The following is a 25,443-nucleotide window of genomic DNA, read 5'->3' as shown; positions in this document are numbered from 1 at the left end:
TCAAGCCACTGGCCATGCATGGTCCGGTGGCTGTGCTTTCAGGGAATCAGAATGCCCCAAAGACAAGTCATCAATGCCTCCGTAAGCCCTAAAGGCAGCCTTGAAACGCTGTCGCAACGTGAAGTCCAGCAACTGAGCGAAGCCGGTACCGGCAGCATCTACACCCTCTTCCGTCAATGCGCCCTGGCCATCCTCAACACCGGCGCGCACATCGACAACGCCAAGACCATCCTCGACGCCTATAAAGATTTCGAAGTGCGCATCCACCAGCAGGACCGTGGCGTGCGCCTGGAACTGTTGAATGCACCGGCTGACGCGTTCGTCGATGGTGAAATGATCGCCAGTACCCGGGAGATGCTGTTCAGCGCCCTGCGTGACATCGTCTACACCGAAAACGAACTGGACAGCCAGCGCATCGACCTGAGCAGCTCCCAGGGCATCACCGACTACGTGTTCCACCTGCTGCGCAACGCCCGTACCCTGCGCCCGGGCGTCGAGCCGAAGATCGTGGTGTGCTGGGGCGGGCACTCGATCAATACCGAAGAATACAAATACACCAAGAAAGTCGGCCACGAACTCGGCCTGCGCAGCCTCGACGTGTGCACCGGCTGCGGCCCCGGCGTGATGAAAGGCCCGATGAAGGGCGCAACCATTTCCCACGCCAAGCAACGCATTACCGGCGGGCGCTACCTGGGCCTGACCGAGCCGGGGATCATCGCCGCCGAGGCGCCGAACCCGATCGTCAATGAGCTGGTGATTTTGCCGGACATCGAAAAGCGCCTGGAAGCCTTCGTGCGCGTCGGCCACGGCATCATCATCTTCCCGGGCGGCGCCGGCACCGCCGAAGAGTTCCTGTACCTGCTGGGCATCCTGATGCACCCGGACAACCGCGACGTGCCGTTCCCGGTGATCCTCACCGGGCCGAAACACGCCGCGCCGTACCTGCAACAGTTGCACGCGTTCGTCGGCGCGACCCTGGGCGAAGCGGCCCAGGCTCACTACCAGATCATCATTGACGACCCGGCTGAGGTGGCCCGGCAGATGACCGCCGGCTTGAAAGCGGTCAAACAGTTCCGCCGCGAACGCAACGACGCGTTCCACTTCAACTGGCTGCTGAAGATCGACGAGGGCTTCCAGCGCCCGTTCGACCCGACCCACGCCAACATGGCCAGCCTGCAACTGAGCCACGCGCTGCCGCCCCATGAACTGGCGGCCAACCTGCGCCGGGCGTTCTCGGGGATTGTGGCCGGCAACGTCAAGGACAAGGGCATCCGCCTGATCGAGCAGAACGGGCCGTATGAGATTCATGGCGACCCGGCGATCATGAAACCGCTAGATGAGTTGCTGAAGGCGTTCGTAGAGCAGCACCGGATGAAACTGCCAGGCGGCGCCGCCTACGTGCCGTGCTACCGCGTGGTGCAGTGAGTCAGCGCTGAACCGCTACGCACTTGATCTCCAGCAGCAAGCCTGGGTTGGCCAGTTCTGATACGCCAATGACCGTCCAGGCGCACAACCCGCGAGGGAACAGGCGGTTTTTCACTTCACGGAAAACCGCCATGTGCTCGCTCATGTTCACGTGGTAGGTGGTCATGTCGACCACGTCTTCAAACGTACAGCCCCCCTCCTCCAATACCAGGCGCAGGCTCTCCCAGGCGGCGACGAACTGTGCCTCGGGATCGGTGATGACTTCCAGGTGTTCCGTGCGGCCGACCTGCCCTGCGCAGTACAGGGTCTTGCCGACTTTTACCGCCGGGACGTAGCCGGCGCGCTCGACGATGGGGTGCATGGAAGTGGGGATGATGAGGTGGCGGTCGGTCATATGTTGTATCTCTTAAGGCTGGTTTCAGGCGTGTCGACGGGAAACGTTCGGACTATCGTTTTACCTGTTCCGACCCACCCACGCCAGATGAGTAACCTATGGACCAATGGATCTTGCCCTCCACTATTCCTTACCCTAAGGTAAGGAGTATCACGAGAGAGGCTTTCAACATGGCTACCGCCACACTCACTTCAAAAGGCCAAATAACCATTCCCGTTCAAGTCAGGGCCGCACTTGGGCTGAACACTGGCGACCGGGTCGAATTCGTCGAAATGGAAGAGGGCAAGTTTGCGATCATCGCGGCCAGCAAGACTGTGTTGGACCTCAAAGGGCTGATCCGCAAACCCGCCAAGCCCGTCAGCATCGAAGAAATGAACCTGGCCATCGCTGCACAGGGAGCCAAAGCACGATGATTGGACTGGATACCAATGTGCTGGTGCGTTACGTCACCCAGGATGATCCCGTCCAATCGCCAAAGGCATCCAGACTGATCGAGTCGCTCACCACTGCCTCGCCGGGTTTTGTCAGCCTGGTTTCAGTGATGGAACTGGTGTGGGTCCTGCAGTCCAGTTACCAGTCAGCCAAGAGTGAAGTGGTTGCGGTCCTGGAGACGCTGCTGCGTACCCGCGAACTGACCGTAGAGCACGCCGACGTTATCTGGCAGGCACTCCGGCGATTTACAAGCACCAGGGCCGATTTCGCCGACTGCCTGATTGAACGCTGCGCCCACGCAGCAGGCTGTGAATATACGGCGACATTTGATGTCAGCGCGGCCAAGGCTACCGGCATGCGGCGGCTGACCTGAGGCGTCGCGTTGCAGAAGCGTCAAGGCTTTGGTAGAAAATGCCATTACTGACTTTATCCAGAGACAAGACCAACGTGCGCACGCTTTTTCTCGCCGGCCTGGCATTAACGTCCCCATTGACCCTCGCCGAAGCCATCACCTGGCCCGACCTGCCCGACACCTGCTTCGTCAGCGGTCGCTCCGCTACCAGTCAGGATGTGGACACCGGTTGTGCGGCGTTTCTGATCAATGTGAAGGGCAAGGCGGCAGGCACGCCGATCAAGCTGGATATCCCGCAGTACGCCATGCATGTCGACGAAGGCACCGGCAAGGAAACACCGGTGATCCTCATCCAGGCGGAAGAGAATGGCGATGTTAAAGCGGTAGGTTACAAGGAGCTTGGCACCGGCCAGTTGGGCGCGGCGCTGCTCAGGGAAGTTCGGCTTCTGGGTACGAAGAAGCCGATTTAAGCCATCGGAAAACGGTCAGCGAACCCAACCGCCGCCCTGCCAGTGATAGCCGTCGTTACGCTGCTCCCAATGCGGGTGAACATAACGATAACCTGGCCGTACCGGCTCCCAGTGGCCGTGAACCGCCACATAGCGCCCGCCTTCCCAACGCCAGTAGCCACGCGACCACAGGTAACCTGGCCGCCCTTCGGGCTCGACCTCGATGACCTGCACCGGCGGCGGTTGCGGCGCGACGACTTCTACATAATCACGCTGCACCGGTCGTCGATCATGCACGACCCGCTCCTCTACACACCCGGAAGCCGCGACGACCAAAGCCGCCAATGCCGCATAACGTAACAACATACAGAATCCTCGGGCGTGACCGCCCAGCGTTTATACCGGTAAAAAAAATGCCCCCTTGTTCCAGCCGCGCTCCTGCTTGGCCATAAGACTTTTTAACAGGTGCCAACTGTCAGCTTGCTGAACCCACGGGCAGACAGCAGGTAAAGAAAAACTGACCTTTTCAAGAGGCACAGACTGCGACCGGCTGTTTCAGTCGCACCAGAATCAGCCCGGCCACCACCACGGAGATCCCTGCATACGTCGACGCATGAATCTCATCGCCAAACATCAGTGCCGCCCACACCAGTGTCACGGGAGGCTCCAGGTACACCAATGTCGCCACATGGGTAGCCGTCATTACGCGCAACAACATCCACAGGCTCAGGTAAGCCACGAAGGTAGAGAACACCGTCAGCCAAACGATGGAGATCAATACGTCGGGGGTCTGCGGAATGCTCAGCGTATCGGTGTACAGCACCGCTGCAGCAAAGCCGATCAAGGTCAGCAACGACTGGATAAACAACGCCAGGCTCAGGTCGCCGGAATCAGTGCGGGCCGCCCGCCGTTCGTACAGCGTGGCCACGGTCAGACCGAGTGCCGACACCAGGGGCAATGCATACATGACCCACCCGACTTCGGCCCCGCTGTTGCGGTATTGCCCGAAGATGACGATCGACACGCCGGCAAAACCGATCATCAACCCCAGCCACTGCCAGCCGCCGCTGCGTTCGGCGTGGCTACCCGATGACAGCGCCGCCGTCATCAATGGCTGCAGGGCCGCGATGATCGCCGCAATCCCCGGCGGCAAACCGTTCTGGATCGCCACGTAGACACAGGTCAAATAGAGAAACTGCGAGAGGAAACCCACCACCGCGTGATGGCGGATCTGTGCCCAGGAAACCTTCAGCAGCCGCACGTTCAAAAACAGCGCCAGGCACAACGACACCAGCAAGAAACGCCAGAACAGCACGTTGAACACGCCATCACTCCGGGTCGCCAGTTTCGCGCCGATAAACCCCGAACTCCACGACAGCACGAACACCGCCTGTAACAGCAACCGCCCCACGGTTGATCGCTTCATTGAGCCTCCGGTTCGCTTGATTGACCAAAAGGCTAAGTGCCGCGCATGATTCTGTATATTTGAATAATCTGTACCACTAATCCTTAAAAGTGGAATCATGAGCAAACAACTGAATATTGACCTGTTGCGCACTTTCCACGCGGTGGCCCGCTTCCAGCGATTCAACGAAGCGGCCAATCATGTGCACCGCAGTGCCTCGACGGTGACCACGCAGATCCAGAAGCTCGAAGACCAGGTCGGCCAACGCCTGTTCAGCCGCAGCAACCAGGGGGTTGAACTGACGATGTACGGCAAGAAACTCCTGGGCGAAACCACCGAATTCCTCAAGAGCCACGACCGCTTGCTGGCCTCCCTCACGCCGCAACGCATGCAGGGCAAGATTCGCCTGGGTTTGCCTGATTCTTACGCGCCAGACTTCATGCAGGAGTTCCTGCCCCGCCTGGTCGCCGACAACCCACTGCTGGAACTGGAGGTAGAGGCGCGCTCCAGTGGCGAACTGCTCACGCTGTTCGCCAGCAGGCAGTTGGACCTGGCCCTGATTGTCAGCGCCCAGCCGTTGGAACAAGGCGAGCGCCTGGGAGAAATCCAGCCGCTGTGGGTGGCCGCCGAACACTTCAGCTGCCCACCGCAGGCGCCACTGCCGATTGCCGTGCAACTGACAGGTTGCCCTTATCGCGCTGCAGCGATTCGAGCGCTGAAGGAGCACGGCACTTACTATCGGGTGCTGCTGGAAAGCGCGAGTTCGCCCGCTGTTGAAGCGTGTATCCGCAGTGGCATGGCGGTGGGGTTGGTGGAAGAAAGCCGCATGGGTAAGGGATTGACGCGCCAGATTGCTGGAGCTGAACTGCCGCCACTGCCGCTGCACCACCTGTACCTGCTTGGCGACAGCAGCAACCTGTTGGCACTGCATCTGTATGAGCAGGTCAAGGCCGGCTTCAGCGTCTAGGGCGGTCCGAAACGCAACAGCACCGCATCGACAAATCGCCGCAGCTTGGCGGTGCGCTGGCGATTCGCGGTGTAGAGCAAATGCATCTGCCGACTTGGCGCCTCATAGTCCGGCAGCACTCGCACCAACTCACCGCTCTTGAGGGCCGAGCGCAAGAAATCCTCAGGCCCCAGCACAATCCCGAAACCATCCCGCGCGGCCGACATCAAGGCCCGGCTTTCATTCACGTGCAGGCGGCTGGCGACCTGGGCCTTGTGCAGGACGGCGCCTTGGTAGAACGACCATTCGCGATCAGCCGGACGTGACCAGTAGGCGTATCCCAGGCACTCGTGGTGTTCAAGGTCAGCGGGCGTCAGCGGCGTGCCGCGCTCGGCCAGGTATTTGGGTGCCGCACAGACCACCAGGCGGTAGGGCTGCAGCGGCCGGGCGGTGAGGCTGCTGTTCGCCAGCGGGCCGATACGGAACGCCACTTCGTAGCCCTCCTCCACCAGGTCGACAAACCGGTCGGTCAGGTGCAGGTCGATTTCCACCTCGGGGTTGTCGCGTAAAAATTCGGTCACCAGTGGCATCAGGCTGTAGGAGCCAAAAGTCACTGGGGCGCTGATCTTGAGCTTGCCCCGTGGTGTGTCATTCATGATCTGGGCGAGGGAGTCTGCGGCCTCTGCCTCTGTCAGGATATGTTTGCAGCGCTCGTAGTACGCGCTTCCCAACTCCGTCAGGCTTTGCCGGCGTGTGGTGCGGTTGAGCAGGCGTGCGCCCAGCCGCCGCTCCAGCGCCGCCACATGCTTGGCTACCATCTGCGGCGACATTCCCAGGCGTTCGGCAGCACGGGCGTAGGACCCCAGCTCGGCAGCCATCACAAAGGCACTCATGCTTGAAAGGCGGTCCATCATTCACCACTCCCAGTAACAACACCAAGACCAGAACGGCCATTTATCCTCATCCAGTAGCCAATCATCATAACGTCTCTCTCAACTCAGGAGCACCGACATGAAAATTGGCATCATCGGAGCAGGCTTTATCGGACGCGCCGTTGCGCAGTTGGCGTTGGCGGCCGGCCATGAAGTGATGTTGAGCAACTCCCGCGGCCCGCAGTCGATGAGCAGCGTGCTGAGTGGCATTCGTGGGGTTCAAGTGGGTACTGCGCAAGACGCCGCGCAATTTGGCGAACTGGTCCTGCTGGCGATTCCGTTCGAACATTACCGCAGCGTGCCGGCGCAGTGGCTGGAAGGCAAAACCGTGATGGATGCCAACAACTACTACCCGAACCGCGACGGCCATATTCCCGTGCTCGACCGCTTTGAAACCACCACCAGCCGGTTGGTGGCCGAGCACCTGTCGCAATCAAATGTGGTGAAAGTGTTCAACGCTATCCTGGCGCCGGACCTGACCCAGGATGCTCGCAGCCGCGGCGCACCCGACCGGCGCGCGCTCCCGGTCGCGGCGGATGACCCGGCAGCCAAGGCGCAAGTCATCGCCCTGCTGGACGAGATCGGCTTCGACGCAGTAGATGCCGGTGGGCTGGATGAGAGCTGGCGGTTTGAACGCGCCAAGCCGGCGTACTGCATACCTCTGGATAAAGAGGGACTGAAGGCAGCGTTGGCAGCTGCAGAGCGGCAGGTCGAAGTACCCGCTCATTGGTGACACCTGCAAAAAAGCCCGCTGACCGTCACCGGTTCAGCGGGCTTTTTACGTTGCGCAGGCCCTGAATCAGGACCGCACCAACGTCTTACAGCGCGAGGTCAGAAGCTGGCTTGCTCGGCTCAGCCGCAGGCTTTGCAGCCTCGGTGGCTTTTGGAGCAGTCAGCTGCGGAATCGCAGGTGGAGGCGTCAGCTGCAGAATGTTGGCGGTGTAGGCCCATTCTTTAGCCACAGCTTCAGGGCTGTCGTTCAGCTTGGTGCCGTAGCTAGGCACGATCTGGTGCAGCTTTTCCTGCCAGGCCGGGGAAGCAACCTGTTCCTTGAACACTTTCTGCAGCACGGTCAGCATGATCGGAGCCGCGGTGGACGCGCCTGGCGATGCACCCAACAGGCCGGCGATGGTGTTGTCGGCGGAGCTGACCACTTCGGTACCGAGTTTCAGGACGCCGCCCTGCTCTTCGTCACGCTTGATGATCTGCACACGCTGACCGGCCTGCCACAGGCGCCAGTCTTCTTTCTTGGCGTTCGGGAAGTACTCTTGCAGCGCCTTGAAGCGGTCGTCATCCGACAGCATCAGTTGGCCGGCGAGGTACTCGACCAGTGGGTATTCGCGGATACCGACTTTGGTCATTGGCCAGATGTTGTGGGTGGTGGTGCTGGTCAGCAGGTCCAGGTACGAGCCTTCTTTCAGGAACTTGGTCGAGAAGGTAGCGAATGGGCCAAACAGAATCACGCGCTTGCCATCCAGCACGCGGGTGTCCAGGTGCGGAACCGACATCGGCGGTGCACCAACGGAAGCTTTACCGTAGGCCTTGGCCAGGTGCTGCTCGGCAATCGTTGGGTTATCGGTGACCAGGAACGAACCACCAACAGGGAAGCCCGCGTATTCCTTGGCTTCAGGAATGCCCGACTTCTGCAGCAGGTGCAGTGCACCGCCGCCCGCGCCGATGAACACGAACTTGGCGTCGGTTTCCGTCTTGGTGCCGTCTTTCAGGTTCTTGTAGCTGACACGCCAGGTGCCATCGGCGTTCTTGGTGATGTCCTGCACTTCGCTCGACAGTTTCAGGTCGAACTTCGGCGTAGTTTGCAGGTGAGCGACGAACTGGCGCGTGATCTCGCCGAAGTTCACGTCCGTACCGATCGGGGTCCAGGTGGCCGCGATTTTCTGGTTCGGGTCACGCCCTTCCATCATCAGCGGAACCCATTTGGCGATTTGCGCCGGGTCCTCGGAGTACTGCATGCCGGCGAACAGCGGGCTCGCCTGCAGCGCTTCGTAACGCTTCTTCAGGAACTTGATGTTGTCATCGCCCCACACGAAGCTCATGTGCGGAGTGGAGTTGATGAACGAACGCGGGTTCTTCAGGACGCCCTGCTGAACCTGCCAGGACCAGAACTGACGGGAGATCTGGAACGCTTCGTTGATCTCGACCGCTTTCGGGATCTCAACGTTGCCGTTCTTGTCTTCCGGGGTGTAGTTCAGCTCAGCCAAAGCCGAGTGACCGGTACCGGCGTTGTTCCAGCCGTTGGAGCTTTCTTCGGCCACGCCATCAAGGCGCTCGACCATCTCCATCGACCAATCCGGTTGTAGCTCATTGAGCCATACACCCAGGGTTGCACTCATGATGCCGCCGCCGATCAGCAGCACATCGACTTTCTTTGCCTCTTCCGCGTGAACGGAAGTGATCCCCATCGACAAAGCCAGCCCCAGCAGGGCAGTGTTTACTTTTTTAAACATCAGTAGCACCTATGATAAAACGCCATCCGCCCCACTGCCCCTGATCATGGGCAACCCTCAATCACGCTGCGCCAGGCAACGCACCGCGGGGTGTGCACATTCATTCGGGGACCGCAGGGTGGGCACACAAGGCCGACGTATCGACCTCACTTTTATGTCCCTTCTGCGCTGACTTCTTATCATTATTGGCTTCAGCTACCTGGGCGACAGCTAACCACCGGGACGTATACGGGTGTACGTACTCGATAGAGGCTAGACCAAGATGGCGCGCAGAATATCACGCTCGGCGCCTTATATGGACTCAGCGGTCGGGCGGCCATCAGTTCGCCAGTTTTTAAGATCCGTCTCATGTGCCTCTAAAACACAGCATTGCACTATGGATTGGCTTACCTGACGGGTAGGCAGACAACCTTCCTTCTCTTAAAAGAGGCACTGCAATGCTGAACAAACTGAGCCAACTCACCCTCGCCTGCGGCGCTTGCTGGTTGCTGGCCGGCACCGCTCAGGCGGCGGACGGGCAGATCGAATTCACCGGTTCCGTCACCGATAACGCCTGCACCATCACCACCGGCGACGTGAACAAGTCGGTGACTCTGGACCCGGTGCGCATCGCTGACTTCGCGCCCACCGTGGGTTCGGTGCTCACCGATAAAGCCAAGCCGTTTTCCATCAGCCTGGACAACTGCAGCACCGCGACCCGTAAAAACGTCGCGATCACCTTCAGCGGCCAGCAAGACGCCAGCGACCCGACATTACTGGGCCTGACCGGTGAAAACCAGGTGCGCGGCATCGCGATCCAGATCACCGACTCCCGTAACGGCAACAAACTGCCACTGAACACGCCGACCGCCGATTACGACCTGCGTGCACAGTCCAATACCTTCGACTTTACCGCTGCCTACGTGCGCACCGTCGCCGACACCACCACCGGTGAAGGCGACGACGCGGTGACCACCTCCGGCATCAGCACCGGTCAGGTGCACGCGCTGGCCAGCTTCGACGTTACCTACAAGTAATTGCTCGTCAACACCGTGGGCCAGGCGTTCGCGCGCCGGCCCGCGGGCTTCCGGAGGTCCCCCTGTCATGCGTTTGAAAGTCTATCTTCTGCTCGCCCTGCTGCCGCTCTGGCACAGCGCCGCCAACGCCGCCGTCACCGTCGGCGCCACGCGACTGATCTACGACGGCGCTTCCAACGAAGCCAACCTGAGCGTCAGCAACCGCGACGACACCTCGCCTTACCTCGTGCAGTCCTGGGTCAGCCACTTCGGCAGTGGCAACGAGGAAAGCGTCGATAACTTTATCGTCACGCCGCCGCTGTTCCGGCTGGATGCCGACAAGGAAAATATCCTGCGCATCATTTTTACCGGTGGCCCAGAAGTGCCCCAGGACCGCGAAAGCCTGTTCCTGATGAACGTCAAGGCAATCCCGGCCATGAGCGACGATCAAAAAGGCAAGAACGTGCTGCAGATCGCGCTCAAGACCACGATCAAACTGTTCTACCGCCCGGCCGGCCTCAAAGGTTCGCTCAAGGACGCGGTGGCGCAAGTGAACTGGAAGGCCCAAGCGGGTGCATTGGCCGTCAATAACGCCTCCAAGCTGCACGTGGTGGTCAGCGAACTGAAGCTCAACGGCCTGCCGATCACCCAGGCGCCGGATGTGCTGCGCCCAGGCGAAGCGCGTGAGCTGCCGATCCAGGCAAAGGCCGGCGATGAAGTGCAACTGAGCTACATCGATGACTACGGCAGCATCGTGACCGCCCCCGTCATCCGCATTCACTGATACCCACGCGACAACCCCGGAACGCCTTTTCAGGAACGACCATGCTCCGTTCATTCCCATTCATGCGCCGTCGGGCCGTGAAGGCTTTCGGCTGCCCGCTCGTGGCCGCCGCCGCCTTGCACCTGGCCCCCGCACACGCCGGCTACGAATTCGATGCGTCGTTTCTCGAAATCGGCGGCGGGCAGAGTTCGGCCGCTGTGAAACAACAGGTCAGCGCCATGAGCGACGGCCAGTTGCCGGGGATTTACCGGGTGGATATCCAGCTCAACCAGCGCTCGATCGAACAGCGTGATGTGCGTTTCATCCGCGCCACCGGCACCCAGGAACGCTCGAGCACCGGCCTGTTCCCCTGCCTGGATGTCGAGTTCTTCCGCGCCCAGGGCGTGGCCGACACGGCCCTGCAAAACCGCACCGACGCCGACCCCACCTGCATTGCGTTCGATCAGGGCCTGGCCGGCGTGAGCTACGACTACGACTTCAACCGCCAGATCCTGTCGATTGAAATCCCACAGGCCTACCTGGGCAGCATCCCTTTTGAAGTGCGCCGTCGGCAATGGAGTAACGGCGAACAGGTGGCCTTCACCAACTACAGCTTCACCGGCAGCACCGTGGAGTCCGATACCGGCCGCCGCCAGGACCAGTTCGGCAGCCTGAGGAGCGGCGTGAATGCCGGGGCCTGGCGCCTGCGCAATTTTTCGACCTGGCAAAAAGGCAGCACCACGCCCGGGCGCTGGGAGTCGCTGGAAACCTACGCCCAGCGCGACATGGGCAATATGATGGCGATCGCCACCCTGGGCGATTCCACCACCGAAGGCGACCTGTTTGACGCGATCCCCTATCGCGGGCTGGGCATCGCCTCTGATCTGGACATGCTGCCCGACCAGGCCCGCGAATTCGCCCCGGTGATTCGCGGCATTGCCAATGGCCGCTCGCGGGTGATCATCCGCCAGCGCGGCTATGTGATCCATGAGCAATGGGTGCCGTCGGGGCCGTTCGCCTTGACCGACCTGTACCCCACCGCCAGCAATGGCGACATCGAAGTCACCGTGGAAGGCCCGGACGGCCAGCGCCAGGTCTACACCCAGTCGTTCTCGTCGGTGCCCTACATGCTGCGCGAAGGCCAGCAAAGCTATTCGGTATTCGCCGGCCAATACCGCCCGGCGCAATCGTCCTTTGTGCAGCAAACCCCAACATTTATCCAGGCCTCCCTACGACGCGGTTTGAGCGGCAGCACCACGCTGTTTGGCGGCAGCCTGCTGAGTAATCAATACAACGCCGGCCTGCTGGGTTTTGCCCACGACTTTGCCGGCTTTGGCGCGATCTCGGTGGACGTGACCCACGCCCGCAGCGACGCCGTGGGCCGGGAGAAAACCACGTCCAGCGGCCAGTCGTTTCGCTTTCGCTATTCCAAGTCCCTGGCGGCCACCGACACCAACTTCAGCCTGATCGGCTACCGCTACTCCACCGGCGGCTACTACTCGTTCAACGAAGCGCTGAACAGCCGCAGCACCGAGCAAACCCTGGACACGTACCGCAGCGGCCACATGAAAAGCAACTTCACCGCCAACGTGTCGCAGCAATTGGGCGGCTACGGCGGGGTCTATGCCAACGTGTCGAAAACCGCCTACTGGGACAAGAGCAAGGCCGACACCTCGATCCAATTGGGATACAGCGCGAGCGTCGGGGACATTTCCTACTCCCTTGGGCTGGGCCTGAACAAAGGCGCCAACAGCGACGACCGCAGCCTGTCCCTGAGCATCAGCATGCCCCTGGGCGGTACGCGCAGCCAGCGCGTTACGGCCAACATGAACCAGAGCGCGCGGGGCTCGGCATCACGCACCGCGACCCTGAGCGGCAACGCGTTCGAGGACGATACGCTGGCCTACAGCGCGGGTGTGTCGCAGCAAGTCAGCGGCGCGCAACGCCAGACCGGCGGCACCTTCGCCGCGCAATACGACGCGCCCAACGCGATTGTGCGCGGTGCCTATAACGAGACCACCGGCAGCCGCCAACTGGACATGGGCGTCGAAGGTTCGGTGGTGGCGTATGGCAGCAACCTGATGTTCAGCCAGCCATTGGGCGAAACCAATGTGATCGTCGCCACACCGGGCGCCGCCGACGTGGGCATCAGCAACAAGCGCGGTGTGCGCACCAACAGCAATGGCTACACCGTGGTGCCGCAGGCCCTGCCCTATCGCAAAAACCGCGTGTCGCTGGACACCCAGTCGATGCCGTCTGACGTCGACATCGCCGAGCCGGTGCAGGAAGTCACGCCAAACCGCGGCGCGTTTGTACTGGCCGACTTCGACACCCGGCGCGGCCAACGCATCCTGTTTCGCATCAGCGACCCCCTTGGCGAAGCAGCGCCGTTTGCCGCCCGCGCCGAATTGTTTGCCCCGGATGGCCGCGCCCTCGGCAACACCCTGGTGGCCGACAAAGGCCGCGCGTTCCTGACCGGCGTGCCGCCCGAGGCGCGGTTGTTGGTCAGCGTCGACGGCCAGCCGTGGTGCAGCCGTGAATTGAAGCTGGACGAAACAGCGCCTGCCGACGGCGGCATCACCCAAATGAATATTCAATGTGAGCGCGCGGCCGGTGGGTCGGGTGCCAAGGACTCCTGACATGATCGTTAAAGCAACACATAAGGTGCGTGGACGGCTGATGCTTGCGCTGTTGTGCGCAGTATTGAGCTGCCTTTCACAACAGGCGCAAGCGTTGGTCGAAGGGAATCTCAACTGCACAGTGCCAGGCGTTCCGAGCGGCGGCTACACGTTTACACCGGGCCAGGCGATCAGGATCGTCTTCGAGGGCACGTGCACCGTTCGCCGCGCATTCCCCTATTCAGCCGGTTTAAATACGCGAATCAACTACATGAGCGGCCCGAATCAAGCCCCGTTGAGATGGTCCGACCCGTATAACAACATCTATTTATACGATCTGAATATCGGCCAATACAGCCGCAATTGCCTGGGCGGCTACTGCCGGCCTCTACCCCTTAATACTGTGGTGCCTTACCGCTACATTCTGGTGGGCACAGCACCCCAAACTGCAGGCACACGTTGGATAGGGGTGTTGCTGGGCGTTACCTCGGAAAACTGGCTGGGTTATGGCGAGTGGTTTCTTAACACAGGGTTTTCATACACCGTAGTCCCGCCTGCCTGCAGCCTGAGTTCACCCGGCAGCGTCAACCTGCGCTTCGGCTCTATCAGCAACAGCGACCTCAATAACCAGATGCAGTCGACCACAGTGTCAATTAAATGCTCGGCGCAGATGCGAGCCAACGTCTACCTGCTTCCAAACCAGACGGTAGTCAGCCCTACTACCGGTGTGACGCGCACCTCGCTGGCAGGTTTGAACATGCAGGCGCTGTGGACCGACACCCTGAACCCGGTGAACTTCACTACCCCGCGCTTTATGCAGTTACGCGTGGGCAGCAATGACGTAAACCTGAGCTTCAAGCCACAACTGGCGGCCGGGCAATCACCGACGGGTGCGTTTCAGAGCCAATACACGCTGAACATCGACTATCAATGAGGGCCTTGCCATGAAAACTCCACTGCTCGCCCTGATGCTGCTCAGCAGCACCGCTCACGCTGCCGACGTGGTGAATATCACCGTCAGCGGCACCCTCACCCGCCCACCGTGCGTATTGAGTACCGGCACAACCCTGACCGCCGCATTTGGCGACGTGCGTACTGACCAGGTGGCGACCACCGGCACTGTGGAAGTGCCGGTGCGCTTGAAGTGCTCGTCGGGTTCTTCGCTAAATGTCAGCTTCACGTCCAATAACGGCACCTACACCTCCACCGTGGCCAAGACCACGGCGGATAACCTCGGTGTGTCGTTGCTGTGGGCGGACAACACGGCGGCAAACCTCAATGGCACCGTCAAGAAATACACCAACCTCAGCGGCGACGTGGATATCAGCCTCAAGGCGCAACTGGTCGAACGCGGCACGCTGGCGCCGGGCGCGTTCACCTCGTCGATGGTCATGACCCTCAATTACCTATGAAAGCGCTCGCCTGGATGCTGCTGGCCGTAGCCAGCACCGCCCTTGCGCAAGCGGCGGAAGAAGCGCAGATCGACGTCAGCGGCAAGCTGACCGCACCGCCGTGCACCGCAAGGTTTCCGAGTACGCAACAGGTGGACCTGGGCAAGGTCAACCTCAACCAGTTGGCCGACGGCAGCACCGTCGCCACCGATGTGCCGCTGGTCTTCGACTGTCAGGCGGGCGCTCAGGTCGAGCTGAGTTTGTCGGCGGGCATGGCCCGGGCCCTCACCGTCAGCCCGGTGCTGCTCACCAATCTCCCATCCCTGGGGTTGCAGGTGCAATTGCGTGACAAGACCGACAAGCCGGGGATCGGCCTGGGCCAAACCGGCACCTGGCCGGTAGAAGACGAACCGTTGGCGCTGACCCTGCGCGTCAAGCCCGTGTCCCTGGGCGAGCTGCCCGAGGCGGGTAGCTACAAAGCCACCCTGTTGATGCAGATGACGTACCGCTGATTACTGAAACTGCCGGGCTTCGATGCAATAGGTCAGCAGCGCCTGGTCACTGTCCACCTCCAGCTTGCGCATGGCCGAAATCTTCTGCGCGCTGACGGTCTTGTTGCTGCGGCTCAACTGCCGCGCGATATCGCTCACGCTCATGCCCGTCACGAATAAACGCAGCACTTCCATCTCCCGTGGCGACAGGCTCTGGAAGCGCGCCTGCACCTGGGTCACATTGGCCAAGACCGAAGTCGCGGCGGGCTCCGGTGCGCGGTAACTGCGCTGGGCACTGATCGCGCCGAGGGCCTTTTCGATCTCGCCGTGCAGGTGGTTCTTCTGGATCACCCCGGCCACACCCAATTCCTGCAAGCGGGTGAGAATCAGGCTGTTGGAAATCATGGTCAGCACCAGCACCTGGGTCGCGGGAAAGTGACGCAGGATGTACTCGATCAGCTTCAACCCATCGCCATAGGTGTCGTCACCCGGCATGTTGAAATCGGTGATCAGGACTTGCGGCCGGTGCTTGCGCAACTGCTCGATCAGTTGACTGGAACTGACCGCCTCGCCCACCAGGCTGTAGCGTGAATCACGCTGCACAATTTCGCGCACGCCCACCAGTACGATCGGGTGGTCATCGGCGATCACAACGTTCATTTCTCGCATTCTTTATCTTCCTTGTAATGGGCTTTCATCAAGTTTGCGACTCTGCCAGCAAGCACTGCGCAACCGCTGTAAGCCGTGCGCACACGCCTCGAATCTGCGTGGTGGCGTATGTATCCAGCGGTGCGTCGTACAGGGTGTTCTCCCATGCCTGACAAGCGCTGGACAGTTCCCCGGCACGCACACTGGCCAGCGCGCCGTTGAGGCTGTGCAAACGCTCACGTACGAGGGTGGCATCGCCGGCCGTCAGGCCTTGTTCGATCTGCTGCACATCCACCAGCAACGTGTCGGCCATCAGTTGGCGCATGGCCGGGGAAAGCTCGATCCAGCCTTCGCGGTCCCGGTCCACCTGCACCACCGGCAAGGCCGTGGCTCGCCGGCAGTGCGCCATTAACGCCTGGCGCAGCATGCTCAGGCTCAGCGGTTTGACCACCCACGCGTTCATGCCCACCGCCAGGCAACGCTCGCCCTCCTCGCGCAGGGCATTGGCGGTGACGCCGATGATCGGCACCTGGACGCCTTGTTCACGCAACGCGCGGGCCAGGTCGTAGCCGTTGAGGCGCGGCATATTGATGTCGGTGATCACCAGGTCGAACGGCTGCGAACCCCAGATTTGCAGCGCATGCTCGCCGTCACGCGCTACGGTGGGGTGGGCGCCAAGGGCCTCGAGCTGTTCTTGCAGCACGGCCTGGCTGACCGGGTTGTCTTCGGCGACCAGCACGCGCACGTTCAGGCACGGTGCGTCCAGGCACGGCGGCATCGGCGGTTGTTCCGCAGAGGGCAGGGTTTCCTGAAGCACCGGCAAGGTGATGAACAGCGAAAAACTGCTGCCCAACCCTGGCTCGCTGACCACGCGCATGCTGCCGCCCATCAACTCACTCAAGCGCGAGCAGATAGACAGGCCCAGGCCGGCGCCATTGCCGTCCTGGTCGCCCGCTACCTGATAAAACGGCTTGAACAACTGGTCCAGCGCCTTTTCCGGAATGCCCACGCCGGTGTCAGTGACCTGCCATTGCAGGGTCACTTTATCGTCAAGTAGTTGCTGCACCATCAGGCGCAAACGCACGCGCCCGGAGTCGGTGAACTTGATCGCGTTGCCCAGCAGGTTATGCAGGACCTGCCGGATGCGGCCAGCATCGCCAAGCAGTTGCGGCGGTAGCAGCGGGTCGATCTCGGCATCGATCTGCAAGCCTTTATTGCGCGCGGTCGCGCTGAACGCCAACACCGATTCCGCCACCAACTGGCCCGGGCTGAACGGCGCCGCTTCCACGGCCATTTGCCCGGATTCGATTTTCGATACATCCAGTACGTTGCTGATCAACTGGAACAGCACAGTGGACGAACCCTGGATAATTTCCAGGTAGTGGCGCTGGCGCTCGCTCATGTCGGTCAGGGCCATCAGTTCCAGATTGCCGAGCACGCCGTACAGCGGGGTGCGGATTTCATGGCTCATGGTTGCCAGGAACACGGTTTTGGCCTCGTTGGCTTCGGTGGCTTCCTGGCGCGCCTGGGTCAGCAACTGGGCTTCGTCCACGTGTCGGGTGATGTCGTTGCAGCCGCAGAGGAACACGTCCTCACCTTCGTACCGCGCCGCCACCACCACGACCTGCAAGTACCGCCCCTCCACCGCCAGGCACATCTCGCCGGGGGTGTCCGGGCCATCGTTGGCCTTGAGCACGTCGAGCAGCGGTGCGGTGCCCTGCAATTGCAGCGCGCGCTGGTTTTCCAGGAGTAACTGGTGATCGCTGCGGCGCACTACGCACAATCCCACCGGGGCGTTGTGCAGCATGATGCGGTTGAATGCCTCGCTCTCGAACAGACGCTCCTGCGCGCGTTGCGCCGGGCTGACGATGCGGGTCTTGTACCAATGGTTGATCCACCAGCCCAGCAGCACGGCCGCCAGAAACGTCAGGCCAAGGCCCAGCAGCGGCCATTTGGCGTAGCGCAGGAAATCCTGATAGCTGATGGCGTACAGGCCGGTCCAGTGCTCGCCACCCTCGCTGAGCATCTTGAAGCGCAAACCCTGGCTGTTGAAGCTCAGGCCCAGGGGCGCCATGTGTTCATCGCCGAGGCTGCCGAGCAACACGTCGCCCTGGGGCGAGATCAGGGTGAACTGGTTGTAGACCGACAGTTGCAGTACTCGCTCGATTTCGTCGACCTGCGAGGTGTCCACCACCGCCGCCAGCGTGAGCAGGCCCTGAGGCTGATTGGCCGGCAATACGGCGGCAGGCGCGTCGAGGCCGATCATCGCGACCACGCTGCGGCTGTTCTGGTACAACTGCGGCGGCGCACGCATCCAGCGCACGCGGCTGTCGGTCAGCAGGAGGCTTTGGCTCTGTTGCAGTTGCTGCAAGCGGCTCACCACGTCGCGGTACTGCTCGCGCAACAATGGCTGGTGCTGGCGCAAGCCGCCCACGCCGGGCACGGCCAGGCTGGCGACGGCATTGGGGGTGAACACGAACAGCTGCGGCGAGGCGTAAAACGAGCTGGCCCAGTAGCCGCCGTAGTAGTCAGTCAGTTGCACGCCAAACGCCAGTGCCCGGCGCGTGTCATCCGCCGAGAACGTCTCGGCGTGGGACAAGGTGAAGGGTAGCGACATCGCAAACCCCTTGGCCTGCAACACCACCTGCCCGCCTTCGTGCTGCAACTCCACCACCGAGGTCGACTGCACGGCCGGCAGCGGCGGCGCGTTGCTGCGGCTGTAGCCACTGGCCACGTTGCGCAGGAACGCCTCGTGCTCATGGATGATCTCCACCACGCGGGCGAAGTGGAACTCGACCTTTTCCTGTTCAGCGTCGAGCAACCGCGACACCGCCCAATAGCAACTGCTGGACAGCAACAAGGCGAGCCCCGTGAGCAATAACAGGGCTTTGTTCAAGCGTTGAGAGCTTTGCGCCAGCTTGTCCAGGCGCAGACTTGCATGTTTCATCGTCAGTACCGCAGAAGCCTGAATCAGGATATGGGGCCTATGCTTGATCCCGGCATTGGCCAATAACGCCCGGCTGACCGGGCGACCCTTCCTTCGGGCTTCTTGACTGTGTGACCCTGGCCACTCACATAAGTGCTGGCGCAGGGCCATCCTCGATTAACAGGGCGCTGAATTTTTCCGCCGCCACGGCATGGGAGATCAGGAAACCCTGCACCTGATCGCAGCGGATACGCCGCAACACCGCCAGCTCCGCCTGGGTCTCGGCGCCCTCGGCGATGGTGGTCAGCCCGAGTTTGCGGCCCAGCTCGACAATGCTTTGCAAGGCCGACGCCAGGCTTTCGTTCTCGGCACAGCCATGCACCAGTGACCGGTCGATCTTGACCTCGTTGAACGGCGTCGACACCAGGTTGAAGTAGGAACTGAACCCCTTGCCGAAGTCATCCTGCGCCAACCCAAAGCCCATCATGCGCAAGCGACATGCTCCAGCGTAGTAGTTACTGGGCAGCCGTGTGGTGGAGCTTTCCATCAATTCGAAGGTAATTTGCCGGGGTTCGGCGTCGCGGCTTTGCACCTGGGCAAGCAGGCGGTCGACCAGGTCGCTCTGGTCGAGCAAATGCGTGGGCAGGTTGATCGACACCGGCAGCCGGTAACCGAGTTGCGCCCACTGGGCCTGGGCGATGAGGGTTTGGCCGAGAATGCAGGTGAGCAAGCGGGTTTCCAGGTCAAGGCGCTCGATGTCGTCAAGAAACGCGCCGGGCATCAATAACCCTTCCACCGGGTGCACCCAGCGTGCCAGGGCTTCGGCGCCCACGATGCGCCCGTCATGCAGGGATTTTTTCGGCTGGAACCACGCCTGGATTTCACCATTGGCCAAGGCGCGCTCAAGGTTCTCCCGGGCATGGCTGACACCCCGGTGGCAACACGGCGTGCGCGCCTGCTCGGCGAGTTTGTCGAGGCAATCGCGCAGGGTGCGCACCTCGCGTTCGCGCACCGGCTTGGAGATTAGCCCGGCGACGGTCAGGCCGAGGTTCCCGGCCACCTGCCCGGCGCCCACCAACATGCGCCGCGACGCCACGCTCATCAGCGCCAGCGCAGGCGGCGCGTGCATGCGGGCCAAGTGCTGGATCAGTTGCACACCGTCCATCCCCGGCATCATCAAGTCGCTGAGCAGCAGATCGTAGCGCTGTCGGGCCAGGCGTTGCAGCGCGGTGGCGCCATCCCAGACCACATCGACGTCAAACCCGCCGATGGCCTGGAAGACGTTGATCAAGTACTCATGCTGGAAAGGATGGTCTTCCACGATGAGTACGCGATAGGCGCTCAAAGCACCCTCCTCTGATAGCGATGCAGGCACTGGTAGAGGGCGCGCAGGGTGAACGGCTTGACCAGGCAATGATCCATGCCAGCGTTCAGGCAGCGCTCGGCTTCGTCGAGCATCGCGTTGGCGGTGGCCCCGATGATCGGCAGTGAGCAACCCAGGCGACGCAGTTGTTCGGTGAGTTCATAGCCGTTCATGCGTGGCATGTTGACGTCGGTGAGAATCATGTCGAACGCGGTATCACCCCACAATGACAGCGCTTCAATGCCGTCGCCGGCCAGCACCACGCTGCAGCCGAGCTCTTCCAACTGGTCGCGCAGGATCAACTGGTTGATCAGGTTGTCTTCGGCCACCAGCAGGCGCAGGTTGAGGCTGAACTCGGTGGGCTTCTCGCTGATCCTCGGCGACAACAACTCTTCGCTGCCCTGGGCGCGGCTGACCGCGCGGTTGAGCGCCTGCAGGTTGTTCAGGCCGATCTGCCAGGGATAAGCGCCATGCTCGTCGACCGCGGCCATCACCCGCGGCCCGGACCAATGCAGCAACTGGTCGGGCTCGGTCGGGCCGGGATACAGCTCGACCAATACCGCGCCGGGGTCGGCCTCGGCGGACTCCGGCGCACCGAGTTGCGCGCGCGCGCCCCAGCGACGCAACCAGCCGCCAACACTTTCCGCCAGCTCACGCACCGGCGACACCACATACACCCGCTCGCCGAGCAGCGGCTGCGCCCAGGGAGCCTGGTCGTCGTCGTTGACTTGCTCCAGCGGCAAGGTGAAGGAAAAGCTGCTGCCCAGGCCCGGTTCGCTGACCACCCGCAAGGCGCCGTTCATCAAGTGCATCAGGCGCTTGCAGATCGACAAGCCCAGGCCGCTGCCGGCGACCACATTCGCATTGCCGCTGACCTGGAAGAACGGCTCGAACAGGTACCGCTGGTCTTCCTCGGCGATGCCCTTGCCGGTGTCGACTACCTGCCACTGCAACATCGTGCGCTCGCCTTCACGGCTTTCCAGGCGCAGACGCAAGACAATCCGGCCGCTTTCGGTGAATTTCAGCGCGTTGTTCAGCAGGTTATTCAGGATCTGGCGGATGCGTGTGACATCCCCGCTCACGTGGTCGGGCAACTGCGGGTCGAGGCAGGCGAACAACTGCAGGCCCTTGCTTTGGGCGGCGCCTGCGTAGCCCTGGATCACTTCCTGCACCAACTCGATCGGTGAGAACGTGCTGAACTCTAGGGACAGTTGTCCCGCTTCGATTTTCGACACGTCCAGCACATCGCAGATCATTTGCAGCAAGTTCGCCGACGAGCCCTCGATGGCATTCAGGTAGCCACGCTGCTGGCTGTTAAGGTCGGTGCGCGCAAGCAATTCCAGGGTGCCCAGCACGCCATACAATGGCGTGCGGATTTCATGGCTCATGGTTGCCAGGAACAGGGTCTTGGCCTCATTCGCCGCGTCCGCCAGCGTGCGCGCCTGCTGCAGGGCCAACTCCACCTGCTTGCGTTCGGTGATGTCGCTGAAGGCGCAGATCAGCACCTCCTCACGCTGGTAACGGGTTGGCGCGAAACTCAGGTACAGGTGACGACCGTCGGCCATTTGCAGCTCGTCGGTGCTGCTTTGTTCCGACTCATCGAACGCGCGGCGAATCCAGCCGTGACACAGTTGCTGGCGCTCGTGGCCGTTGCCCAGCCATTGCCGGGACAGGGGGTTTTCCAGCACTACCTCGCCGTCGCTGCGGCGCAGCACGCACAAGGCCACTGGCGCGATGCGAATCACCGCGCTGCTGAATGCCTCACTCTCCACCAGCGCTTCGATGCGATTGGCTGCCGGGATAATCAAACGCTGATCGATGCGCCGCACCAACCGCACCATCAACAAGCTGGCCGCTGCGCACAACAGCAGGCACAGCAACAACGGCATGGCCAGGCTGGGCAACAGTGAACTCAGCTCCAGGCTGTAGACGATCTGCCACTGGGAGTAACCCAGGTGCTTGCGAATGGCCAAGCGATCCGGCAGCCAGCGGCTGCCTTCCCAACCAAAGCTGGCCGTGGCGTGATACTGGCGCAGCACCTGCGCAGCCGAGGGTTGATGAGGCGTGCTGCTGAAAATCAGCTGCCCGGCGCCGTCAAGCAACATGAAGTCCCCGGCTTTTTCATGCTGCAGGGCGTTGATCAGGTCCGGGCCGTCCACCTCCAGCCCGAGCCAACCCGACGTGGGGCTACGGTCGTCGAGGCGGGTGAAGATGTATAGCGGTGAATCCAGGCGGCTCTGCTCAGTCAGCCACAACTCATCGCTGACCGAGACCTTGCCGGTGTCCACCGCCATCAACCGCTGCAATACCGGCTGCGGCACATTCTCCGGGGCCGCCCCAACGGTAAACAGGCGCTCCACCACCGGCTCGGCGCGCTGCGCGACGTAGATCAGGTTGACCTGGTTGACCTGCAGGTAATCAAGCAGGCGCCTAGTCAGCCAAAGGCTCCAGATATTGCCCGCCTCGCCCAAGGTGATGTGCAACTCTTCGGCCGGCACATTATTGAGGTTGCCCACGGGTGGCGTGACATGACGAACCGTCGACAGGCCGAGGCTTTTGAGCAGCGTCTGGCGGCTGACAAAAAAACTCTGCGCATCGGAAATCGCCTCATTCATATAACTGCGCCGTAGCGAAATTTCCTCATTCAACGCCGCACGCAAGTAGCTGTAGGCACCCACATACACGCCGAGCACCAATGCCAGGGCAAACAGCCGCAACAACTTGCGCGCGGCCTTGGGCGTCGAAAAAGAAGAGTCGAGTGGTTGCAGGAAATGTTTGAGCTTCATCGCCAAAAGAGTAAGCGTGGCGAGAGGGTAGTTGAATAAGACGGATCTCAAAGCCCCGCACTGCTTGCGCCGATGGAACTCTCGCGCAACACGCTGTTCTAGACACCTTCGTCGCTGCATGCGTAGCATCGGCGGCTGTCCTTCGTGCACTTCATCAAACAGAGTTACCCATGACTATCCAGCAAACACCCGGGCACGTGCTGCCCGCGCGCAGCGCCGCCAAAATGGAAGCGGCCATGGCCGTGGGCGCCTTTGCGATCGGCACCGGCGAATTCGCCATCATGGGCCTGATGCCCGACATCGCCCACAACCTCAATCTCAGCGAACCGCAAGTGGGCCACGCCATCAGCGCCTATGCGCTGGGCGTGATGGTCGGCGCCCCGCTGCTGGCCATCCTCGGCGCCAAGTTGCTGCGTAAACACATGCTGCTATTGCTGATGGGCCTTTATGCCCTGGGCAACCTCGCCACGGCGTTTACCCCGACCTTCGGTTCGCTGGTGGCTTTCCGCTTTATCAGCGGCCTGCCCCACGGTGCCTACTTCGGCATCGCCGCCGTGGTCGCCTCCAGCATGGTGCCCAACGACAAACGCGCTGGCGCCGTCGCCCGCGTGATGATGGGCCTGACCCTGGCCATGCTGCTCGGCAACCCCATCGCGACCTTCCTCGGTCAACACTTTGGCTGGCGCTCGGCATTCGCGCTGGTCAGTGCTATCGCCCTGTGCACCATCGCGCTGGTCTGGCAATTCGTACCGGACCGCCACGACGACCCCCGCAGCGACCCGCGCAAAGAACTGCGTGCCTTCACCAAACCGCAGGTGTGGATGGCGCTGTCCATTGGCGCTATTGGTTTTGCCGGGATGTTTTGCGTGTTCAGCTACCTGGCGCCGACCATGCTCGAAGTGACCAAAGTCTCGCCGCAGTGGATCCCATTCGGTCTGGCCGCGTTTGGCGTAGGCGGCATCATCGGCAACATCGCCGGCGGCAAGCTGTTTGATCGCCTGCAATTTCGCGCCGTGGGCTGGATTATGGTGTGGTCGATGGCCGTGCTGATCTTCTTCACCTTCGCCGCGAGTTCGCTGTGGAGCGTACTGCTGGGCATCGGCCTGGTCGGCACCATGATCGCCATGGCCGCGCCGCTGCAAATCCGCTTGATGGACATTGCGCATGAAGCACCGAGCCTGGCGGCGGCGTCCAACCACGCGGCGTTCAACCTGGCGAATGCGCTGGGGCCGTGGTTCGGTGGGATGGCGATTACGGCGGGGTATGGGTGGACCAGCACGGGCTACATTGGCGCGGCTACGGCGCTGGTAGGCTTGGGCATCTACCTGATCGCCCGACGTATGAAAGGCGGTCACTAAAGCCCTCCCACGATCCAATGTGGGAGCGGGCTTGCTCGCGAAAGCGGTGGGTCAGTCACTGAGTAAATGACTGCCCCACCCGCTCAGTCAGTCATCATGCATCAACCCCGAACCATACTCCCCGTAACTGCTCCCCAGCGCGTTGCCCCCAAAATTCATCTTGGCGGCCTTGCTGGGGCTGTGGTCGCCAAAGGCTTGGCATCCCCCTGAATAACAAGGGTCGCTACTCAGGTCGCTACTCATGCCCGATGAACCCGACGAACAAGCGGCCAAGAGCAACATGCCTGCGACCATCACGACTTTGACGAGGTTGGAGATCATTTTTTCAGTTCCCTTTGGGCTTATGGGCTGAGCGTAGGCCTCAATGCCGGTGAGAATTATGAAACTTTGCCGTAGGACAGGATCGGTTCAGGTTGATGTCGTTTTGGCGACGAATTATCCAGGCACATATTCTGATTGGCGATATCAACAGTTAGCCCCTACATATTAAAGCCGACCAGGCATCAATTCAGATGAACCTGCGGCCTACGTAGAGGGAAGCTCAAGTAATGGCTAAAGACGAAAAAACCAGTGAAAGCATCGCTTCAAAAGCAGCCAAGCTGCTGGCGGATCCCACCACTCCGCCGGATGTGAAATCTGTGGCGGCTTCGGCGCTGACTCAGGCGCCCGACAAAAAGAAGAAATAAGCTGAAAACCGTGCCAGGGTGGCTGGAGCTCTGGCACTGGCCACCACGGCACCACGCCCATTCCTGTTAAACTGTCCGCCCTTCGCCTTATCCATCTCAGACCCTAATGTCCTCACCTATAGCACCAACGCCATCGTTCTCCCGTCGCTTCTCCGTTGCTCCGATGATGGATTGGAACTGCTAACTCTACAGGCTATGTATTACGTGCCCTGTAGCACTCCAAAGAAAACCACGTACCACTTTCGTACCACCCACTCTCCGAAACAACCCGTCCCATCCCCTCCGTAAGGTTGTGCCACGGCACTTTTCGCCAGTGTCTGTCGCTCCAATCCATGCCCCCTGGATACGCCGACATCTGTAGCTGTGTGAGTGAGTGGGCGGGCGCGTGAAGGTAAAGATTGTGAGTACTGCGCGATCCAGCTCGCAGCATCAAAAGTGCCCCGCCCTAGGCATACTCGGCGTTTTCATGTTGACCCACGGGAACGAGGTAAGGAAGGTTAGTTTTTTGCTGGTCGTTCTGGAAGCCCTGTCTGTCGTGGCTTTCCGAAGGGTTGGCAAGGTTAGCTCTTCGGTTAGGTTTGGTTATTTCCTAACCCTTATTGATGTTAAATATTCAAT

At 61.3% G+C, this 25,443-nt stretch carries 24 protein-coding genes; 14 read left to right on the top strand and 10 right to left on the bottom strand.

Annotation, left to right across the window (positions count from 1 at the left end; translation table 11 throughout):
* Window positions 1-51: 51 nt before the first annotated feature.
* Complete coding sequence (ppnN, locus tag HX873_RS12235; RefSeq protein ID WP_088424477.1) at window positions 52-1,425, top strand: nucleotide 5'-monophosphate nucleosidase PpnN; 1,374 nt, start codon at window positions 52-54, stop codon at window positions 1,423-1,425.
* Window position 1,426: 1 nt separating this feature from the next.
* Here the strand turns inward: ppnN and HX873_RS12230 are convergent, their stop codons facing one another.
* On the bottom strand, window positions 1,427-1,819 hold the full coding sequence (locus HX873_RS12230) for a RidA family protein (protein WP_003218870.1): 393 nt from the start codon (window positions 1,817-1,819) through the stop codon (window positions 1,427-1,429).
* 98 nt (window positions 1,820-1,917) lie between these two features.
* Here HX873_RS12230 and HX873_RS12225 point away from each other — a divergent pair, with 98 nt between their 5' ends.
* The 3 genes from HX873_RS12225 (at window position 1,918) to HX873_RS12215 (ending at window position 3,073) form a co-directional block, all read left to right on the top strand.
* The gene (locus tag HX873_RS12225; RefSeq protein ID WP_003218872.1) at window positions 1,918-2,232 is read left to right on the top strand and encodes an AbrB/MazE/SpoVT family DNA-binding domain-containing protein; all 315 of its coding nucleotides are present in this window, start codon (window positions 1,918-1,920) and stop codon (window positions 2,230-2,232) included.
* Complete coding sequence (locus HX873_RS12220) at window positions 2,229-2,624, top strand: PIN domain-containing protein (RefSeq protein WP_177122724.1); 396 nt, start codon at window positions 2,229-2,231, stop codon at window positions 2,622-2,624. Before HX873_RS12225 ends, HX873_RS12220 begins: the two co-directional genes overlap by 4 nt.
* 74 nt (window positions 2,625-2,698) lie before the next feature.
* Complete coding sequence (locus HX873_RS12215; RefSeq protein ID WP_168197525.1) at window positions 2,699-3,073, top strand: hypothetical protein; 375 nt, start codon at window positions 2,699-2,701, stop codon at window positions 3,071-3,073.
* A gap of 15 nt (window positions 3,074-3,088) precedes the next feature.
* On the opposite strand, the gene HX873_RS12210 is transcribed toward HX873_RS12215, so the two are convergent.
* Complete coding sequence (locus HX873_RS12210) at window positions 3,089-3,418, bottom strand: YXWGXW repeat-containing protein (RefSeq protein ID WP_177122723.1); 330 nt, start codon at window positions 3,416-3,418, stop codon at window positions 3,089-3,091.
* A gap of 160 nt (window positions 3,419-3,578) precedes the next feature.
* A complete protein-coding gene (locus tag HX873_RS12205; protein WP_177036278.1) occupies window positions 3,579-4,478 on the bottom strand; it encodes a DMT family transporter in 900 nt (299 codons plus the stop codon).
* A gap of 97 nt (window positions 4,479-4,575) precedes the next feature.
* Here HX873_RS12205 and HX873_RS12200 point away from each other — a divergent pair, with 97 nt between their 5' ends.
* Entirely contained in the window at window positions 4,576-5,424 is an 849-nt protein-coding gene (locus tag HX873_RS12200; protein WP_134325972.1) for a LysR substrate-binding domain-containing protein, read from the top strand.
* Here HX873_RS12200 and HX873_RS12195 read toward each other — a convergent pair.
* The gene (locus HX873_RS12195) at window positions 5,421-6,317 is read right to left on the bottom strand and encodes a LysR family transcriptional regulator (RefSeq protein ID WP_173883044.1); all 897 of its coding nucleotides are present in this window, start codon (window positions 6,315-6,317) and stop codon (window positions 5,421-5,423) included. The genes HX873_RS12200 and HX873_RS12195 overlap by 4 nt on opposite strands.
* Before the next feature lie 97 nt (window positions 6,318-6,414).
* On the opposite strand from HX873_RS12195, the gene HX873_RS12190 reads away from it, so the two are divergent.
* Window positions 6,415-7,068, top strand: a complete 654-nt coding sequence (locus HX873_RS12190) for an NADPH-dependent F420 reductase (protein ID WP_008437644.1) — start codon at window positions 6,415-6,417, stop codon at window positions 7,066-7,068.
* Window positions 7,069-7,153: 85 nt separating this feature from the next.
* Here the strand turns inward: HX873_RS12190 and mqo are convergent, their stop codons facing one another.
* Window positions 7,154-8,800 carry a malate dehydrogenase (quinone) gene (gene mqo / locus HX873_RS12185; protein ID WP_003218888.1) on the bottom strand — a complete coding sequence of 549 codons (1,647 nt, stop codon included), beginning with the start codon at window positions 8,798-8,800 and terminating at the stop codon, window positions 7,154-7,156.
* A 437-nt stretch (window positions 8,801-9,237) separates the two neighbouring features.
* Here mqo and HX873_RS12180 point away from each other — a divergent pair, with 437 nt between their 5' ends.
* The 6 genes from HX873_RS12180 (at window position 9,238) to HX873_RS12155 (ending at window position 15,079) form a co-directional block, all read left to right on the top strand.
* The gene (locus HX873_RS12180; protein WP_003218890.1) at window positions 9,238-9,816 is read left to right on the top strand and encodes a fimbrial protein; all 579 of its coding nucleotides are present in this window, start codon (window positions 9,238-9,240) and stop codon (window positions 9,814-9,816) included.
* 67 nt (window positions 9,817-9,883) lie between these two features.
* The gene (locus tag HX873_RS12175) at window positions 9,884-10,579 is read left to right on the top strand and encodes a molecular chaperone (protein WP_003218892.1); all 696 of its coding nucleotides are present in this window, start codon (window positions 9,884-9,886) and stop codon (window positions 10,577-10,579) included.
* 41 nt (window positions 10,580-10,620) lie between these two features.
* Entirely contained in the window at window positions 10,621-13,197 is a 2,577-nt protein-coding gene (locus HX873_RS12170) for a fimbria/pilus outer membrane usher protein (protein WP_177122722.1), read from the top strand.
* Between the two features lies 1 nt (window position 13,198).
* Window positions 13,199-14,110: a fimbrial protein gene (locus tag HX873_RS12165; RefSeq protein ID WP_236260813.1), complete on the top strand. Its 912-nt coding sequence runs from the start codon at window positions 13,199-13,201 to the stop codon at window positions 14,108-14,110.
* Window positions 14,111-14,120: 10 nt separating this feature from the next.
* Window positions 14,121-14,588: a fimbrial protein gene (locus HX873_RS12160; protein ID WP_003218898.1), complete on the top strand. Its 468-nt coding sequence runs from the start codon at window positions 14,121-14,123 to the stop codon at window positions 14,586-14,588.
* The gene (locus HX873_RS12155) at window positions 14,585-15,079 is read left to right on the top strand and encodes a fimbrial protein (protein ID WP_003218900.1); all 495 of its coding nucleotides are present in this window, start codon (window positions 14,585-14,587) and stop codon (window positions 15,077-15,079) included. The genes HX873_RS12160 and HX873_RS12155 overlap by 4 nt, the downstream gene beginning before the upstream one ends.
* Here the strand turns inward: HX873_RS12155 and HX873_RS12150 are convergent, their stop codons facing one another.
* The 4 genes from HX873_RS12150 to HX873_RS12135 all read right to left on the bottom strand — a co-directional run bounded on the left by HX873_RS12150 (window position 15,080) and on the right by HX873_RS12135 (window position 22,781).
* On the bottom strand, window positions 15,080-15,727 hold the full coding sequence (locus tag HX873_RS12150; RefSeq protein WP_017477281.1) for a response regulator: 648 nt from the start codon (window positions 15,725-15,727) through the stop codon (window positions 15,080-15,082).
* Window positions 15,728-15,755: 28 nt separating this feature from the next.
* Window positions 15,756-18,653: an ATP-binding protein gene (locus HX873_RS12145; protein WP_087693699.1), complete on the bottom strand. Its 2,898-nt coding sequence runs from the start codon at window positions 18,651-18,653 to the stop codon at window positions 15,756-15,758.
* A 124-nt stretch (window positions 18,654-18,777) separates the two neighbouring features.
* Window positions 18,778-19,977, bottom strand: a complete 1,200-nt coding sequence (locus HX873_RS12140) for an EAL domain-containing protein (protein WP_003218906.1) — start codon at window positions 19,975-19,977, stop codon at window positions 18,778-18,780.
* Entirely contained in the window at window positions 19,974-22,781 is a 2,808-nt protein-coding gene (locus tag HX873_RS12135; RefSeq protein ID WP_177122721.1) for an ATP-binding protein, read from the bottom strand. Before HX873_RS12135 ends, HX873_RS12140 begins: the two co-directional genes overlap by 4 nt.
* Before the next feature lie 170 nt (window positions 22,782-22,951).
* Between HX873_RS12135 and HX873_RS12130 the strand changes: the two genes are divergently transcribed.
* A complete protein-coding gene (locus tag HX873_RS12130; protein ID WP_177122720.1) occupies window positions 22,952-24,139 on the top strand; it encodes an MFS transporter in 1,188 nt (395 codons plus the stop codon).
* A gap of 87 nt (window positions 24,140-24,226) precedes the next feature.
* On the opposite strand, the gene HX873_RS12125 is transcribed toward HX873_RS12130, so the two are convergent.
* On the bottom strand, window positions 24,227-24,460 hold the full coding sequence (locus tag HX873_RS12125; RefSeq protein WP_134325966.1) for a hypothetical protein: 234 nt from the start codon (window positions 24,458-24,460) through the stop codon (window positions 24,227-24,229).
* Window positions 24,461-24,687: 227 nt separating this feature from the next.
* Here HX873_RS12125 and HX873_RS12120 point away from each other — a divergent pair, with 227 nt between their 5' ends.
* Entirely contained in the window at window positions 24,688-24,825 is a 138-nt protein-coding gene (locus HX873_RS12120) for a hypothetical protein (RefSeq protein WP_166742147.1), read from the top strand.
* Window positions 24,826-25,443: the final 618 nt, after the last annotated feature.

It is taken from the genome of Pseudomonas sp. P7758 (assembly GCF_013386485.1).
Taxonomy (GTDB): domain Bacteria; phylum Pseudomonadota; class Gammaproteobacteria; order Pseudomonadales; family Pseudomonadaceae; genus Aquipseudomonas.
This window is presented reverse-complemented; position numbering and strand designations above follow the sequence as displayed.

Bases quoted from the DNA above. Each gene is read 5' to 3' on its own strand.
- ppnN (WP_088424477.1), top strand. From the start codon at position 52: ATGCCCCAAAGACAAGTCATCAATGCCTCCGTAAGCCCTAAAGGCAGC.
- HX873_RS12230 (WP_003218870.1), bottom strand. From the start codon at position 1,819: ATGACCGACCGCCACCTCATCATCCCCACTTCCATGCACCCCATCGTC.
- HX873_RS12225 (WP_003218872.1), top strand. From the start codon at position 1,918: ATGGACCAATGGATCTTGCCCTCCACTATTCCTTACCCTAAGGTAAGG.
- HX873_RS12220 (WP_177122724.1), top strand. From the start codon at position 2,229: ATGATTGGACTGGATACCAATGTGCTGGTGCGTTACGTCACCCAGGAT.
- HX873_RS12210 (WP_177122723.1), bottom strand. From the start codon at position 3,418: ATGTTGTTACGTTATGCGGCATTGGCGGCTTTGGTCGTCGCGGCTTCC.
- HX873_RS12205 (WP_177036278.1), bottom strand. From the start codon at position 4,478: ATGAAGCGATCAACCGTGGGGCGGTTGCTGTTACAGGCGGTGTTCGTG.
- HX873_RS12200 (WP_134325972.1), top strand. From the start codon at position 4,576: ATGAGCAAACAACTGAATATTGACCTGTTGCGCACTTTCCACGCGGTG.
- HX873_RS12195 (WP_173883044.1), bottom strand. From the start codon at position 6,317: ATGATGGACCGCCTTTCAAGCATGAGTGCCTTTGTGATGGCTGCCGAG.
- HX873_RS12190 (WP_008437644.1), top strand. From the start codon at position 6,415: ATGAAAATTGGCATCATCGGAGCAGGCTTTATCGGACGCGCCGTTGCG.
- mqo (WP_003218888.1), bottom strand. From the start codon at position 8,800: ATGTTTAAAAAAGTAAACACTGCCCTGCTGGGGCTGGCTTTGTCGATG.
- HX873_RS12180 (WP_003218890.1), top strand. From the start codon at position 9,238: ATGCTGAACAAACTGAGCCAACTCACCCTCGCCTGCGGCGCTTGCTGG.
- HX873_RS12175 (WP_003218892.1), top strand. From the start codon at position 9,884: ATGCGTTTGAAAGTCTATCTTCTGCTCGCCCTGCTGCCGCTCTGGCAC.
- HX873_RS12170 (WP_177122722.1), top strand. From the start codon at position 10,621: ATGCTCCGTTCATTCCCATTCATGCGCCGTCGGGCCGTGAAGGCTTTC.
- HX873_RS12165 (WP_236260813.1), top strand. From the start codon at position 13,199: ATGATCGTTAAAGCAACACATAAGGTGCGTGGACGGCTGATGCTTGCG.
- HX873_RS12160 (WP_003218898.1), top strand. From the start codon at position 14,121: ATGAAAACTCCACTGCTCGCCCTGATGCTGCTCAGCAGCACCGCTCAC.
- HX873_RS12155 (WP_003218900.1), top strand. From the start codon at position 14,585: ATGAAAGCGCTCGCCTGGATGCTGCTGGCCGTAGCCAGCACCGCCCTT.
- HX873_RS12150 (WP_017477281.1), bottom strand. From the start codon at position 15,727: ATGCGAGAAATGAACGTTGTGATCGCCGATGACCACCCGATCGTACTG.
- HX873_RS12145 (WP_087693699.1), bottom strand. From the start codon at position 18,653: ATGAAACATGCAAGTCTGCGCCTGGACAAGCTGGCGCAAAGCTCTCAA.
- HX873_RS12135 (WP_177122721.1), bottom strand. From the start codon at position 22,781: ATGAAGCTCAAACATTTCCTGCAACCACTCGACTCTTCTTTTTCGACG.
- HX873_RS12130 (WP_177122720.1), top strand. From the start codon at position 22,952: ATGACTATCCAGCAAACACCCGGGCACGTGCTGCCCGCGCGCAGCGCC.
- HX873_RS12125 (WP_134325966.1), bottom strand. From the start codon at position 24,460: ATGATCTCCAACCTCGTCAAAGTCGTGATGGTCGCAGGCATGTTGCTC.
- HX873_RS12120 (WP_166742147.1), top strand. From the start codon at position 24,688: ATGGCTAAAGACGAAAAAACCAGTGAAAGCATCGCTTCAAAAGCAGCC.